Source organism: Streptomyces roseicoloratus (assembly GCF_004117935.1).
Lineage (GTDB): Bacteria > Actinomycetota > Actinomycetes > Streptomycetales > Streptomycetaceae > Streptomyces > Streptomyces roseicoloratus.
In genome coordinates this window covers 1-15,505 of record NZ_SDOY01000103.1, presented here as the reverse complement: position 1 = coordinate 15,505, position 15,505 = coordinate 1, and the positions used below count along the sequence as shown (strand labels likewise).

General features: G+C 67.1%; 11 protein-coding genes and 1 pseudogene. 4 read left to right on the top strand and 8 right to left on the bottom strand.

Annotated elements, in window-relative coordinates; all coding sequences use genetic code 11:
• Positions 1–929: 929 nt before the first annotated feature.
• A complete protein-coding gene (locus ESG85_RS11540) occupies positions 930–2,117 on the bottom strand; it encodes a hypothetical protein (RefSeq protein ID WP_128978175.1) in 1,188 nt (395 codons plus the stop codon).
• Between the two features lie 1,039 nt (positions 2,118–3,156).
• Between ESG85_RS11540 and ESG85_RS11530 the strand changes: the two genes are divergently transcribed.
• Entirely contained in the window at positions 3,157–4,401 is a 1,245-nt protein-coding gene (locus tag ESG85_RS11530) for a hypothetical protein (protein WP_164986222.1), read from the top strand.
• Between the two features lie 1,001 nt (positions 4,402–5,402).
• Positions 5,403–6,032: a DJ-1/PfpI family protein gene (locus ESG85_RS11525; protein ID WP_128978169.1), complete on the top strand. Its 630-nt coding sequence runs from the start codon at positions 5,403–5,405 to the stop codon at positions 6,030–6,032.
• A gap of 274 nt (positions 6,033–6,306) precedes the next feature.
• Here ESG85_RS11525 and ESG85_RS11515 read toward each other — a convergent pair whose 3' ends face one another.
• From ESG85_RS11515 to ESG85_RS11505, 3 genes and pseudogenes are all read right to left on the bottom strand, one after another.
• Positions 6,307–6,741, bottom strand: coding sequence for a hypothetical protein (locus ESG85_RS11515; RefSeq protein ID WP_128978167.1), 435 nt, complete (start codon positions 6,739–6,741; stop codon positions 6,307–6,309).
• 108 nt (positions 6,742–6,849) lie between these two features.
• Positions 6,850–7,365, bottom strand: a complete 516-nt coding sequence (locus ESG85_RS11510; RefSeq protein ID WP_128978165.1) for a hypothetical protein — start codon at positions 7,363–7,365, stop codon at positions 6,850–6,852.
• A gap of 235 nt (positions 7,366–7,600) precedes the next feature.
• Positions 7,601–8,300: pseudogene (locus ESG85_RS11505) on the bottom strand (transposase family protein).
• A 430-nt stretch (positions 8,301–8,730) separates the two neighbouring features.
• Between ESG85_RS11505 and ESG85_RS11500 the strand changes: the two are divergent.
• The gene (locus ESG85_RS11500; protein ID WP_164986221.1) at positions 8,731–9,723 is read left to right on the top strand and encodes a tyrosinase family protein; all 993 of its coding nucleotides are present in this window, start codon (positions 8,731–8,733) and stop codon (positions 9,721–9,723) included.
• Positions 9,724–10,684: 961 nt separating this feature from the next.
• Here ESG85_RS11500 and ESG85_RS11495 read toward each other — a convergent pair.
• Positions 10,685–11,710, bottom strand: coding sequence for a hypothetical protein (locus ESG85_RS11495; protein WP_055646586.1), 1,026 nt, complete (start codon positions 11,708–11,710; stop codon positions 10,685–10,687).
• Between the two features lie 134 nt (positions 11,711–11,844).
• Complete coding sequence (locus ESG85_RS11490; RefSeq protein ID WP_128978161.1) at positions 11,845–13,098, bottom strand: IS256 family transposase; 1,254 nt, start codon at positions 13,096–13,098, stop codon at positions 11,845–11,847.
• 167 nt (positions 13,099–13,265) lie between these two features.
• On the opposite strand from ESG85_RS11490, the gene ESG85_RS11485 reads away from it, so the two are divergent.
• Complete coding sequence (locus tag ESG85_RS11485; RefSeq protein WP_128978159.1) at positions 13,266–14,237, top strand: hypothetical protein; 972 nt, start codon at positions 13,266–13,268, stop codon at positions 14,235–14,237.
• A gap of 17 nt (positions 14,238–14,254) precedes the next feature.
• On the opposite strand, the gene ESG85_RS11480 is transcribed toward ESG85_RS11485, so the two are convergent.
• Both ESG85_RS11480 and ESG85_RS11475 read right to left on the bottom strand, forming a co-directional pair.
• Positions 14,255–15,136: an IS3 family transposase gene (locus tag ESG85_RS11480; protein WP_246094928.1), complete on the bottom strand. Its 882-nt coding sequence runs from the start codon at positions 15,134–15,136 to the stop codon at positions 14,255–14,257.
• A 2-nt stretch (positions 15,137–15,138) separates the two neighbouring features.
• Positions 15,139–15,438, bottom strand: coding sequence for a transposase (locus ESG85_RS11475; RefSeq protein ID WP_128977975.1), 300 nt, complete (start codon positions 15,436–15,438; stop codon positions 15,139–15,141).
• Positions 15,439–15,505 lie beyond the last annotated feature (67 nt).

Here is a 15,505-nt window from a genome sequence, read left to right as displayed (position 1 = left end):
ACCACGGCCCCCTCTGCACTACCGAACGGTAGGTCGCGGGCGGGAGGCTTCGTACGGCATTTCTCGCCAGGATCGATCGACGACGGTCACGATCCGACAACGGGCGGTCGCTATGGGCTGTTTGCCGCGAGCGCTCCCCTGGCGAGGCGGTTCACGGTCTCGCCGTACGCGGCCGCATTCGTGGGCATGGGGTGTGCGGGACGCGGGGCGGGGGCTGACGGTGAGGACACGGTCGGACCCGTCGCCGCCGTTGATGGCGTCGTCGCTCAGCGCGTCTCTGGCGGCCGGTCCCGACGCTCGCCTCTTCACCGGGCCGCGCGGCGGGCGTGTCTCCACCGCCGTACTGCGCGACGCCACCCACCGGGACGTGGTTGTCAGCAGGCTCGGGTACGAGCGCCTGCGCCGCCACGACCTCCGCCACACCGGACTCACCTGGTTCGCCGACGCCGACGTCCCGGCGCACCTCCTGCACAATCCCGCGCAAGATCACCGGGCACGGATCGCTCACCACCACCCAGCGGTACCTGCACCCCCGACCTCCGCCAGATCACTGCCCTCGGCGCCGCCCTCACCGCGCACCCCGGACCCTGCCCACCGCCATCGCGGTCGCGGTCGCTCGCTGACGCGGTCAAGGCGTGTTGGTCCCGAAATGGCCCCCGAGAACGATCGAGGGCCGTTTCAGATTGCTCTGAAACGGCCCCTGATCTGCGACTCTTTCGAGTCGGGACGACAGGATTTGAACCTGCGACCCCTTGACCCCCAGATCGAGGGGTCGGGTGAAAATTCATGACGTATGCCTCAATCTATGGGCACACAGCGTGCACATCCGTACGTGCTGTGCGCCCATCAACATGGGCGCTGGTCCCCAAGCAGGCCACCTGACCCTCGGCCCGCCCAGCCGTCTCGGACGGCTCGGCGGGCGCGGCGAGTCAGGGAGCGGTGCGGAGCCGATTGCTTTCGGCCCGGCGGCGAAGGTCGCCGACGACCTCACGCCAACGCCACCGTCCGTCCCAGTTGACGTTCTCGTGGCCGCCGGGCTCCCAGGCCTTGAGCTCGTCCAGCCGCTTGCGCAAGGCTTCCGGTTCCACAGGAGCGCGGTAGGTGTGCTCGTCGTCGAGCTGGCCTGCGATGTCGTGAAGTCGGTGGGCAGCGCGATAGTAGGAGAGCTGGGTGTCGGTCAGCCGGCGGGCAGAGTAGCCGCCGCACTTGCTGCACCAGTCCCAGTCGTCACGGACCGGCAGGTCGGAGACACTGAGGAGGTCGTCGCTCTGCGCCAGACCTCGGTCCCGTGTGTGTCGGCAGAAGGGTGAATGCCCCTTGCCTTCGCACGCGGGATCCGCGTTCGTGGCGTAGATCTGCACTGGTCCCAGAACTCCCAGCGGTAGGCCGCTGCCGCGGCGCCAGCGGTCGGTGCTGGGCGCTCGGAACGGCGTCAGGTCCAGAGGGCCGGGGGTGAGCAGGCCCTCCCAGACCGCGACCGACAGCACGCCGGAGCGGCCGGTGTCGAGGCTCCGCAAGTCGGGAACGCCGCGTGCCATGGCGAGCAGCCGCAGATTGTGCTCTTTCGCGCGCTCCCCGTGCACCCGTCGGACAGCCGCCTGATCCCCGCCTGCAAGACCCAGGTCAGCCCCGGAGCTGTCATCCTGCCTTGCGCTGTCGTGGCCGAAGTGAGGGCCTTCGTCGGCCTCCGATGCAGGGGTGGCTTCCTTGACCCACGGGCTGAGCAGGCTTTCGGGAAGATCCGACGCGCCAGCGACGATGACACCCAGCCAGCCCTGCTCGACGCGCTTCTCGATGGTCTGAAGGGGCAGGACTTCCGCACCTCCGCTCGTCGAAAAGACGATGTAGAGCTGGTCGGCGGCGTATGAGTAGGTACGCAGCGCCCGCAAGTGAGCAAGGGTAACGGGCTGGCGATCGAAGACGGCGGTGTCGTCGAAGACCCCGGGCCGCAGGGAGCCGGGATGCGCCTCGGAGACGGCCTCCGCCGGCGCGGCTTCGGCCCCACGCTCGCAGGAGAGGACGCTCGAAGATGCGAGCAGTCTGTCGGCGACGCGGGTGGGGACCTTGAGCGTCAAGGTACGGAGGCTCCAGTCGGCGGCCACGGTCCAGGTCACCACCACCCCGAGGGTCCACCGATCCAGGCCGTCCAGGACATCACGTGTATCCCCGCGCGAAGGCTCCTCCGTGTCCTCCGGGGGTGCCGCGACCACGTGACTGTTACGTCTTCTCTCCGTTCGGGGTGGGCATGGGGCGGGACGATCTGAGCGATGCGGAATGGGAACGGCTGCGGCCGTTCCACCCGGTCAGCAACAAGCGTTGTGGCAGGTGGCAGGGTCCCCGGCAGATGATCGACGCTCCTCGAACTCGGCATCGGCACCGGCCGCATCGCCCTGCCCCTCGCCGGGCACGGCCTGGCCGTACACGGCATCGACAGTTCCCCCAGATGGTCGCGCAGCTGCGCTCGAAGCCCGGGGGGCCACGACATTCCGGTGACCATCGGTGACTTCTCCGCTCCGCCGGCGACCGGCGGCGCCGCGACCGCCCTCGGCCATAACGATGGTGCGACCGGCGACGGTGATCCACGAATCCCCGCCGGCGGTGGGAACGCCGTCGCGTCGATCGGGGGAGTCGAGGGCTGGCCGCCCCGGCCGATGTGGACCTCGAACTCGGTGCCCGGCATGACTCCCGTCAGCCGGTACTCGACGTCACCGCAGCCGGCGCAGCCCCCTCCGCGCACCTCATGGTGCTCCGTGCACCTCGTTCGCTGCCTGTCACGGCAGTTGTCGCCGTCTGGCCGGCGAGACTCCCCTGGCCCTCAACTGGTCCCCAAAAACGATCAAGGGGCCGTTTCAGATTGCTCTGAAACGGCCCCTGATCTGCGACTCTTTCGAGTCGGGACGACAGGATTTGAACCTGCGACCCCTTGACCCCCAGGAGTGAGGGTCAAGGGTATTTTCTGGATATAGCGGACTTAATCCGGGCGCAAGTTGTGCGTGGAAGCAGGCATCGTGCACCACCGCGCGTAGCGTGTGGTCCCCAACTGGTCCCCAGGATCACCGTCCTGGCGACGAGGCACTCACTGGCATCTCTGGTCCTGCAGGGTGGAGAGGGCGGATTGACCGGCGGACTGTCAGTGCCCACGCATAGCCTGCCGACATGTCCTCGACTCGCGATGAGCTTCGCCACGTCATGCTCGGTTCCCTCTTCACACCTGAGGTTCCCCTGGGACCAGCCCGGGACATACTCCTTGCCTGCCACGTCTCAGCAACAGGCAAGGGCAGGCTCCACGGAAGCCCCGAGTGCCGCACGCTGCGGTCAGCCGCCTCTGCGAACCAGATCGACGTCCCATTCGGCGAAGCCGTGGAGCGGCTCTGCGCGAGCTGTCGGTGGCCTCTGCCCACAGACAGCCCCATCCTCCCGCTTGGCGCCGCTGTGAGCGAGGTGGATTCACTCGCCATCTGGCTCGATCGGGAGTCCAAAGACGAGGAGGACCTCGAGGCCGAACGTGACGCCGCCATCGCTCTCACCGCCGGCGAGTACCCGCCCCGCGCCAGCGCCTCCAGCGACGACGAGGAGGAAGACGACGAGGCCGGGCGCGACGAGGAACGGGAGCGGTACGAGCGCGCCCGCAGCTTCCGCTCCCGGCGTCACGAGCACTGGCGTCGGCTGTACTCCTACCTGGCACGGAGCAACGAGGCCGTGGCCGAGTACCCCTTCCTCGCGTCGTGGGCCGACGGTCTGCAGAGTCGCCTCGCCACGGCCCTCGACGAGGAGCGTCGGGCCTTCGCGGCCCTCGTACAGCCGATCCGCCTGCTGGAGGCGGCTGCCGTACGTGTCCTGCCCACGCCGAAGTTCTCCGACGATCCCGGCTTCGCCGGGTTGGGAGCGGAGGCGGAGAAGACCTTCCGGCGAGCGTGGTACGAGTGGAGTCGGCGAGCCATCTGGTCCTGGCGCCGCCTGGAAGATCAGGACTTCTCGGTCTACACCGTCGTCAGCGACGCCTTCGGGCGTCGCCGTAAAGGGAAGCCCGAGGCTCACGCCGAGTTCCGCCGGTTCACCGCCGACTGGATCCGCCAGGCACGCGAAGAAGCCGGCCGCCCCGGCAGTACGGCATGGCAGCTGGTGGCGGTAAAGGCTCCCGCCCTCCCCCGTACTCACCGCGGCGAGCCGGAACGCGACCCCCTCACCTTGTGGGAAGCAGCAGTCATCGCCACCTACCAGGTGGCCTTCAACCGGCAGGCAGGCACCACAGCCCTACTCGTTCCCCACCTCATCGCCGAGCAACTGCTCGCATGCGCCTCCGACGACATGCCGGTCCAGCGCCTGGCTCCCGACGGCAGCGCGCTGCCCGCAGAGGTGCTGCTCAAGCAGTGGGACCACGCGGGGCTCACCCTCGCATGACCGCCTTTCCCGTACTCGTGGAGCCGAGCAGACCTCCGAGCGTGCGGGCCGACCCGCATGGCCGCAACCACCGCGAACCGCATCCGCCACCTCCACGAAGCCTTCCACAAGCCCCTCTCCCCCGCACCACCCGTCATCAGCACCACGGCGTACCAGCCCCCGCCCTGGCATGCGACCGCACTTCGACCACCACGCCTCCAGACGCACGAAGGTCGCCCCTCCCATGGATGAGAGAACGTCCTCCGATTTGCGTTTCCGCGTGGTCGGGACGACAGGATTTGAACCTGCGACCCCTTGCCCCCCGGACTTAATCCGGGCATAAGTTGTGCGTGGAGGCATGCATCGCGCACCGCCGCGCGTAGCGTGTGGTCCCCAACTGGCCCCCACGCGACCCCTTAGTCGTTTCCGCTGGTCAGCGTCCACACGAGGCTTGTACCACCAACGACCAAGAATCTCCTCGTCTCGTATTTGCCGAAGAAGCTCGACTTCTTCGGCAAATACGAAAGGCGGCGCCTGAGCTGGGCCTTTGCCCGTCAGGCACCGTTGGCTAGACCCGCTCAACGCGGGTATCAAATTCTTCTTCCTCCCAGTTTCTCCCGCTCCAGACCTGCTGTTCCAGACCAGTCACGGACCAACCGAGTTCACCAGAGCCGGCCTCGATGGCCGGCGGTTGCGAAGGAGCTGGAGTCTGGAACGGTCGACGCTGTCATCACCTGGGACCCCGAGGAGGAACACCCGGCTGTCTGGGACGGTAAGGCGGCCCGACGGTAGCTGCTCTAGGGGCGGCTTAAGACGCCGGGCTACGTGCAGGAGACGGGCAAGGACGCGTCAGACCAACAGGCCGTAGCGGAGGAAGCACCAGGGGGCGGCAGCACGGCGGCTGGCTGGTCGAGTCGGGCTGAGGCGGCTCCGCACCCGTTCTCGTGAACTTGCCACGCTTGCCTGGGCGTGTCCGCAGATGCGTCCTCGGGCAACGCATATGCCTGCATAAGCTCCCCGGCATGGACATCGTGATCCCGCTCTTCAGGCTCTTCGAGCCGCTCGACGCCGTCGGCCCGTACGAGCTCCTGGCGAACGTCCCCGACGCCCAGGTGCGCTTCGTCGCGCCCGAACCGGGGCAGATCGCCGACGTGCTGGGCGCCATGCGGGTGGACGTGCCCACCCGGTACACGGAGGTCGAGTCCTGCGACGTGCTGCTCGTCCCGGGCGGTGCGGGGGCGCGACTGATGCTGCACGACACGGAGTTCATCGACTGGGTGCGCCGGATTCACGAGACGACCCGCTTCACCACCTCGGTCTGTACCGGTGCGCTCATCCTCGGGAAAGCGGGGCTGCTCAAGGGGCAGACCGCGACCACCCACTGGCTGGCAATGGACCACCTGGAGACATTCGGCGCCACCTACACCGCGGAACGCGTCGTGCGGCACGGCAAGATCATCACCTCGGCCGGGATCTCCGCCGGTATCGACATGGCCCTGGGGCTGTGCGCGTTGCTGAGCGACGAACTCACCGCACGGGCCATTCAGCTCCTCACCGAGTACGACCCCCAGCCGCCATACGACAGCGGCTCCCTGGCCACGGCGACGCCCGAGGTCGTGGCCCGGGCCCGGGAGCTCGTCAGCGGCGGCTGAGCCCGCTCAGCCCCAGCGTGCACGCGGCAGCTCAGTTTTAGCCACCAGCTCCCACCTCGTAGGCGACCGACCCGCCGTGAACGCCGGCCTTACCTTGCCCTACCGCAACGGCCACGCCGAAGGCGTCAACACCCGCGCCAAGAGGATCAGGCGACAGATGCACGGAAGTGCCGGCTTCAATCTCCTCCGCCACCACATCCTCCTACGCTGACGGACGCCCAGCGTTACCACCGATTGCGTGAAAGAGCCGAACGACTACAGTCCCACTGGCAGGTCAAGACTCCCTCTTCACTGCGAGGAAGCTGGCTGTCTGTCCGGCTCTAGCGAGGTTGGCGCCGCTGCCGTGGTCCTTGGCACGAAGGACGGTTCCGGCGAGCGTCATCCGCTGCCCCACTCCCGTCGGCCAGTGCCGGAGGACCACGCCGTCGTACTCGTAGTGGAAGTCCTCGATCGGGGTTCCCGGAACCCCCTTGCCTGTGAGTGTGATTGTCAAGGGCGTCCCGTCCGCCTGCCCGACCATCTCCATCGCCAACGGTTCCTCGCCCGCCGGTGCCGGGAAGACCAGCAGACCACTCACGCTGCCCGCCGAAGAGGCTGTCAGCCTGAGCTCCAGCTGAGCGAACCTGAGATCGTTGAAGTCGTCTACGGGCTCCGGCCTGTCGATAAAACTTCGGTAGGTGTAGGTGCCCGTGATGTCTGTCGCCTGCACTGTTCCTCCTCGGCCATGTCGTGATTCCGAGCGAGCGGATCCACGAAAGGGTCTGTGATGGATTTCCGTCGTTTTAGGGAAATCCGGGCGCGCAATCGGTGGGTGCGTTCAGTGCTCCTGAACGCCGGTGCTGTCATGGATGAACAGTGTCCGGGTGTCAGTGGCCCTGTAGCGTTCCTTGAGCTCGAAGGCACCAGCGGTACCGGCTACCGGGGCGTCGGGCGGTTCGAAGTACAGGACGTAGGTCTTCGCCGTGTCGGACTCGCTTTCCAGCTGGAGCCACCCTTGGTAGCCGGCGGCAGGAAACGTACCGGTCGCCTTGATGGTGACAGCGCCGGTCGTGCGTTTGACCGTGATCTCGGCGGCACCGACCTCCAAGCGCTTGCGACCGCCCTCCTTCCAGCGCCGGAAGAGATCGATCCACTCCTGTGGCCACGGCCCGCCGACTTCTGGCGGCGGCATGGTCCGGTTCGGGTCCGCGTCCTCCAGAAGTTCGAGAATCTTCTCGGCGTGCTCGACCACCTCGTCGTAAGACCAGAGGTTCAGCGAGCGGGGGATCATGTGGTCGCGGTCCGTAGCGGTGAACATGGGCCGGATGTGCAGCTCGTACACCGGGGTGCGCATCAGAAGTACACCTCGATGCGGCCGTCCGCGAGGTCGACCCCGTCGAGCGGCGGCAGGGGGTGCGCCGCGCCAGTGAGGGCGTTGATGTCTTTGCGGGCCATGGGCATTTTCCTCCATAGGGGGGATAGGCACAGCACGCAGGCCGCTGTTGCCCTTCTGATGCCAGAATTAGAAATTCGGAAGGATGCCGCAAGCCAGCGGCGCGTCCGGAGTAGTCAGTGACCCTTCTCCAACCTCACCTTGATGCGAGATGAAGGACGAGAACGGCCTGCACGACGTCGGTGATTCGGTTGGTGTCCGCAAGAGGCGCCACCCCTTGCGGGTGGCCATGGCCTGCTCGCCGACCCAGCGGATCTTGGCGTGGGTGGTGTTCTGGCGGTGCTTCTACCGCTTGAGGCGCCGGCCCCGAAACGGTACGCGGACGGAGCCGCCAGCGCCCTGGTACGCCTTGTCCGCCCGACATCTGAGCCCCGCTTCGGCGAGGGCTTCGATGATCCCGTGCTGTCGCGCCGCGGTCGGGTCGTGAGCCGACCCGGGCAGCGCCGGCGAGGCCCAGAGCAGCCGCCCGAGCGGATCGGCGATGACTGCACGTTCATGCCGTGGCGCTTGTGCTGCCCGGAATAACAGAGGGTGCCGGCGGCGACGCGGTCGATCGGCAGCAGGCTGCCGTCGAGGATGACGAACACCTTCGTCCGGATCGTCCGCATCGCCTCGATCAAGGACGGGGCAAGATCGGCTAGGGCCTCGACGGCCTCGCGGAGCGGTAGACAATCGCGACCCCGATGCCGAACCCGGCGGCCAGTTGGGCGTAGGTGTCACCGCACCGCAGGCAGACGCCGCAAACGCGTCCCAACCTGCCGCCTGACCTTCGGCCGCCCAGTCAAGAACCGCAGGGTGCGATTGGACATATCGACCGAGGATGGGTAGCCAAGCACGCGAACTCCTGGCAGACACGGGTGCTCTTGGCCGAGAACCCGTCTACCAGGAGCTTCGTCGTCGCGCATGCGTGTCCAGCACGCGGTCAGCACCGTCAGCTGGGAAAGGCTGAGTGGCGCAGAATCGTCGCCCTGGCCTGCTCGATCCTCTCGGCCGACCGAGTTGTGTGATCCGGCGCGACAGCAGCGCGTACACGTGGGCACACTGGAATTACCGGCGGCAAGAAGAACGTCGTTCTCCTTGAGCCGACGGGACCGGCAATGCAGATCTGACGATCGCGCTTGTGGTCCGTGTCCACCACTGCAAGCGTCGTCAGCTCGCTGGAGCGCCCTCGGCATCAGTGGGTGCTCGCCAGGCCGCCAGAAGCGCGGGCAGGTGCGAGATCACAGGCCGGGACTCTGGGCACATCGAAAAGTCAGGTGGTCGACAATGACACTCGGCGATGGAATTCGGCGCGACGTCGCAGAGGTCTCACCCGAGGAGCGCACTCTGCTCCGTGACGCATTCGTCTCACTCAGTGACGATCCCGCATTCCGGTATCCGGACGGAGTCTCGTACTGGGACAAGCAGAACGAGATTCACCAGGCCACGCACGTCCACGCATTCGCCCCTGCCCGTGGGATAGCGTTCCTGCCGTGGCACCGCGAACTCTGCAACCGGCTGGAAGTACTGCTGCGCACAGTGGACTACCGGCTGTCGCTCCACTACTGGGACTGGACCACCAACCCTCGGAATTCGAGCGGAGTCAATCTGCTCACGCCGGACTTCATGGGAAGCCCGAGGGGCGAGGCAGGGTGGCCGTTCCAGAACTTCGAAACCACCGGGCCGGCGGATCCGGCCTCGACGGATCCCCGCAATCGGAAGATCTGGCGTGACGTCCCCAAGGGATCGCCGCCGGCCCCCACCGATCGCTCCATTGTCGACGCTGCCGAGGACGACGACCTGCCCTTGGGGCAGCAGTACTCCGCGTTCCGAAAAAGGCTGGAGCGGGCGCACAACCAGATGCACGGATGGTTCGGCGGTACCGTCGGCGGGGACCCTCACTTCCCCTTCCACGACCCGTTCGTCTTTCTGCTGCATTCCAATGTCGACCGGCTCTTCGCCCTTTGGCAGACGTTCCAAGCCGAACGGCTCGACCCGGAAAAGGTGTACGGGGACGAGGGAGACAGCGACATCGACCCCACCATCCCCGTCTACGACCCGGGAATCCTCACCATGCTCGAGCCATGGGCCGGCAACCCGAGCGACAACCCGGACGTAACGGCGATTCGGCCGTGGACCGAGCCGGAGAACGAAAACCTGCTCCCGGAAAACCAGAAGAACTGCCGACACATCACGGTCGTCACCCCGCCCCGCTACGACACGAACCGCCCCATCCGCAAGGAGTCGCCGGAGGAGCCGGTGGATCCAGATCACGGATAGCGTGACGACGCCTCATCATCTGCTCTCTTCGACTGACCAGATCGCCAAGGGGCCGGTAGGGAGCGCAGTTCAGGTTCGGCAGGACGTCGAGAACTGCCGCGCGATCAACCCGGTGAACGGGACTCCAGGCCGGCTCCGACGCTGTGATCAAACCGGCCCCGGCGAGATCGTCCCAGCTTGACCACGCTGCGGGGCCGCCTGCCCTCGGGGACGTCATGCAACGCGTGGGGATCCTTGTATCGCTCACTGGTCCCCAGGTTTGGTCCCCAGGCCCTCGGCCGGAAACGGCAGCGCTAGGCAGTTTCGTTTGGATCAGCGGGCGAGTTTCGGATGCCGTTGGTGATCTTGAATGGGGTATCTACCGTGCTGCGCGGCAGATCTCCGCTTCGCGTGGCCCTGACGGCGTGTTGACCGACTCGGATGGTCCCCAGGATCGGAAGCTGGCATTGCGGCAGGCAGTGTCGGGCTCGGAGCCGGAACTGCGTGACCGCCCTCAAGATCGCCGAAACCATCCAAGATTTGGGCCAGGGCCAGGCGGGGCTCGCGTCCCCTGTACGGGTGTATCTCTCATCTTTCCGGGTTGACGCCGTGTATCCGATGGAACCGCTCAAGTGGACCGGCGTGTGAAGTCCCAGACGCTCACCGGTTCTTCTTCCCGTGGGTGCCCGCTGAGTAATTGTCAAGACTTGTGGATCAGTGAGGCACCGAAGAAGTGGGCCTTACCGAGTGACGAAACGCAGGCAGGGGCCGGTCGGGCACCGTCAGGATGTGCCTACGTTCGTGCCCTACCGACCTTCGTGGAAGGGCATGCTGGCCCACCTGCGCGGGAACTCCACGCGTCAAAGGTCACGTTCCTGCAGGTCAACGAACTCCGTCGGTTGTTCGGGACCCTGCGCCTCGTGGCCACCCGGCGTCACGGCATGCCCGCACCGTGATGCCCCGGCTGCACACTGCGGACGGGCTACGTCATCAACTCGATGTGCGGATGCTCGGGCTCGGCTGGGCAGACGAACAGGTGCTGCCGGTAGCCGCTACCTATCTGGACGCCGGTCGCGTTGTAGCCGCGGTGGCCGGGGTACGGTCCAGCGCCTGGGTGGGGGTGCGGTGACCAGCTGTTCGCGTCGTCGTCCCCTTCCTCGAACGTGGCGACGGTCATCAGAATCTCCATGCCGGTGCCGCACTCGGAGCAGTGCTGCGGGCTGGGGTCGGTAGAGCTCCAGCCAGCCCAGCCGCCCACCTTCCAGCCGGGCGCGTTGGACAGCACAAGGTCGTAGTACGTGTCCGGGGTCAGGTCTTCCTCTGCTGCCTGCGGCACACTCCACTGCTCGATCTGCTTCCGCAGTTCTTCGCTCAGCTCCAGATGGTCGGGGTACTCGGTGATCTGCTCCGGTTCGAGTACGCACGGATCCGGTAGATAGCCGTCGAACTGCACTGCGGGCGGCTCGGGGGGCGTGTCGAGGACGTCGGTGACGGCGGCTGCCGAACGCCAGAAGAGCAGGGTCCTGGGCATGATCGGATGATCGAAAGGGCACCACAGAACCTGCAGCAGGTCCTTGCCCTCCGGCGGGCTCAGATCGGGCACATCCCGTACGTACAGCTGCGCGACGGGCAGCATCGCTATGGGGCCCTCGTACGGCTGGACCGCCACCTTCACCGGATACGTTTGAGGGGGCCGGATCCGCGCCAGAGTCTCCCGCTCCTCCGGAGTCATTTCCCGGCCGTGGGAGGCGGCGAAGATCCGTCGTTCCAGCCGCAGATCCGCCGGGGACCGGGCTGGGTTGATGCCGTCCACCACATGCGGTTCCTCGCAGTGCGGCCACGGCTCCTCGGCGGGCCACAGCAGCGGCCCGCCGATCGAGCTGTCGTGCCACGTCGGCGCCCCGGGGCGGGGGTGCAGGCGGGTCGCCGTGCGGGCCAGCGGAGCCAGTTGGGGAAAGACCGCGACAACGTCGATCGGCCGTGGCGGAGTGACAGGAGTGACATTCATGGCCGCAATCTTGCCAATGACCTCTGACAACGGCCCTCGTGGCCGCCCCACGACGAGCTCGGGATCCCACATACGTGACCGAAGCCATCACCGCAGGTCAGCACATTTCGTCGGTGGCCCTCAGTTGAGGTGGATCACGCTGCGAGGGTCTCATCTCGTTCGACGAGGAGGCCGTTCTCGAAGCGGGCGCCGGCTCGAACGAGGGCGACGAGGTGCGGTGCGGTGACCGCTCGCCAGCGGGCCTGGGCGGACTCAACGAGTTTGAAGACCATCGCGAGGGCCGCGGCCGGGCTGCCGGCGCCGCGGGTGACCTTGGTCCGAAGCTTCACAGTGGAGAAGGTCGACTCGATCGGATTCGTTGTCCTGAGATGGACCCAGTGCTCGGCGGGGAAGTCGTAGAACGCCAGCAGCTCGTCGACCTCGCCGGTGATCTTCTTGACAGCCTTGGGGAACTTCGCTCCGTACGCCTTCTCGAACGCGGAGACCGCCTTCTCCGCGTGCGCACGGTCCTCGGCGTTGTAGATCTCCTGCAGAGCCCTCTTCGCGCCGGGCTGCGCGGACTTCGGCAGCGCGTTCGAGACGTTCCTTGTTTTGTGAACCCAACACCTCTGATGCCTGGCCTGCGGAAACACCTCCGACAGCGCCCTCCACAGGCCCATAGCACCGTCGCCGACCACGAGCATCGGGTCGCGCATCCCGCGCCGCCGACAGTCGCGCAGCAGGTCCTCCCAGGACTCGGTGGACTCACGCAGACCCTCGGTGATCGCGATAAGTTCCTTGGTGCCGTCGACGCGGACGCCCATCAGGACCAGGAGGCAGGAGTGCGTCTGGGACAAGCGGATCTTGGGATGGACGCCGTCGGCCCAGACATAGACGTAGTCGGATCCGGCCAGGTCACGGCGCTGGAACTCGGCGTGGTCGACGGTCCACTGCTGCGTCAGCCGGGTCACCGTGGCCGGCGACAGCCCGGCCGAGGAGCCCAGGAACTGTTCCATCGCGGGCACGAAGTCGCCCGACGACAGGCCGTGGAGATAGAGCAGCGGCAGCACCTCGCTGATCTTCGGGGACTTCCTGCACCACGGCGCCAGGATCTTCGAGGAGAACCGCTGCCGTTCACCCGTCGTCTCGTCGACCCGCTTGTCGTTCACCCGTGGGGCGGCCACCTCGACCGGCCCAGCAGCCGTGGTCACGGTCCGCGGCCGGTGCCGGCCGTTGCGGACCACCAGTCGGCGACCTGCCTCGTCACGCTGCCCGGCGAGCTCGGCTATGTACTGGTCCACCTCCGCCTCCAGGGCGGCGGCCAGCATCCGCCGAGCACCCTCGCGGACGATCTCGTCGATCAGGGAACCGGCCTCGGTGGTGCCTTCTTCGTTGACCACTCTGAGCACGGGCGTGCCTTCCCGACCCGCGTTCGTAGCGCGGGCCTACTCGGTGACTTGACGATCACTCGCTCGGGAAGGTACGCCCTTCGCGCGTCCTCCAAAGGAGCTGATCCACAAGTCCTGAGCATTGCTCGTGCCCGCTCGCGGGACCACCGAGGAAAAGGCCCGCATCGATGGCGACGAACGATGATCAGGCAGAGGCACGGGACATCGCAGGCGGGGTACGCGACCTGCTGCGCGGGACCGGGTCACGCGCGGACGGCAAATGGATGCGGGGGCTGCGGCAGGCCCGGGAGAGCAACGTGCTCTTCGGGGTGGCACTGCACGCCGCGGAACGCCGCAACCAGGGTCTGGGCCTGAACAGTCTGGAGCGGGACCTGCTGGACGCGCTCGGCACGATCCTCACCGACGCGGAACTCGCCGCCGCCGGCTCGGAGTACCGGGCCGCAGTTTCCGACCTCGGAGAGGTGGCGGTCCTGCCCAAGGTCGTCACCGACAAGCCGGTGTCCCAGGGATTTACCGTCGAAGACCTGAAGGCGCACCTGCCCAGGATCCGCGCGCAGAACGCCGGGCGGGCGAACTGCGCGGTCGTGGACCTGGGCGCGGTGAGCGCGGGGGCGCCGATGGACAGCCCCGGGTTCGAGGCGGCGGTGGGCGACGTCGGTTTCGGCACCACTGTGGTGGTGGGCCCGCCGCAGGTGGAGGCGGACACCGGCCCGGAGTATCCCGCCTACAACGCCAAGTTCCAGTTCGAGAGCTTCACCTGTCGGCGCGCGGTCGGCGACCAGTGGGGTGGCCGGGACGAGATCTACTGGACGGCCGGCTTGCGTTCGGACAAGCACGTCGCCCCGGCGTACAAGTCCTTGGAGTTCGGGGCGGTCAAGGAGGGCCAAACCCGCGCCTTCGCCAGCGTCGACAAGGTGGTGTTCGATGCGGAGGCCGCCAAGTTCGTGGCCGGGACGGTCATGGTGTGGGAGGCCGACGAGAGCCCGTCCGCGTTCTACCGGGCGCTGATGGGGTTCATCGACGCGTGGATGAACAAGCCCGTCTGGGTGGACATCACCCTCGGCATCATCACGGCCACTCCCGGCGGCGGCTACGCGGGCGTGGTCATGGACGTCATGGACTATGAAGTTTCCCCGTGATCTCGGACACTCGTTCGTTATGCCGCGAGGGCGTGTTGGTGCCGCTGTCTGGTCTCGGCCGGGGTGAGGTAGCCGAAGATCTTGTGCTTGCGTAGGCGGCGGCGGTTGTAGAAGGTCTCGATGAAGGTGAAGACCTCGGCGCGGGCGGTGGCCCGGTCGGGCCAGGTCCGGGTTCCGATCTCTTCCTTGAGCAGGGCCCAGAAACTCTCCGCCGCGGCGTTGTCGAAACATGATCCGGTGCGTCCGCAGCTCTGTCGCAGCCCCAACTCCCGTATTCGATCTCTGAATTGCGTCGATGTGTACTCGCTGCCGCGATCGCTGTGGATCACGCATCCCGGCTCCAGGCCGCCTCGGCCGTAGGCCATGTCGAGGGCGTCGACGACGAGCTCGGCGCGGTGGTGGTCGGCCATGGCGTAGCCGACGACCTCGCGGGTGGCCAGGTCCAGCCAGCAGGCGAGGTAGAGCCAGCCCTCGGCCGTCGGCAGGTAGGTGATGTCGCCGACCAGCTTGATCCCGGGACGCGCGGCGTGGAAGTCGCGGCCGATCAGGTCCGGGGCCGGCTTCGCCTTCTTGTCCGGCCGGGTCAGTGAGCGGTGCTTGCGGCGGGTGACGCCGCGGATGTCGCGCTCGCGCATGACGCGGGCGATGCGCTTGCGGTTCACCCGCCGCCCCAGACGCCGCAGCTCGGCGTGGATGCGCGGGACGCCGTAGGTGCGACGGGAGGCGATGTGGAGCACGGTGATCTCGTGGGCGAGCGCGTCGTCGGTGGCCTGGCGCTCTCGGCGGGCGGCCTCGCCCTCGCGCCAGGCGTAGTAGGAGGAGCGGGTCACGTGCAGCACCCGGCACAACAGCACGATCGGGTAGTTCGCCTTCTCCGCATGGATCAACCGGTACAACATGGTCACCGGTCGCTCTCCTTCACGAAGAAGGCCGTCGCTTTTTTCAGGATCTCGATCGTCTGCTGCTGTTCGCGGTTCTCCCGCCGCAGCCGCTTGAGTTCCTCACGCTCCGCGCTGGTCAGCTCGCCCGGGACGCCCTCGCCCTGGTCGGCCTTGGCCCGGCGGTACCAGCCGCGCAGGGACTCGGAGCTGATGCCGAGTTCCCGGGCGACGGCGGTGACCGTCTTGCCCGAGGAGTCGACGAGCGCGATCGCGTCCCGCTTGAACTCCTCGGTGTACCGCTTCGTGTACTTGCTTCCCACCTGGTGCTACTTCCTCTGGAACCTCAGATCCCAGTCTCCAGGTGTCCACGATCAAGGGGAAGCTTCA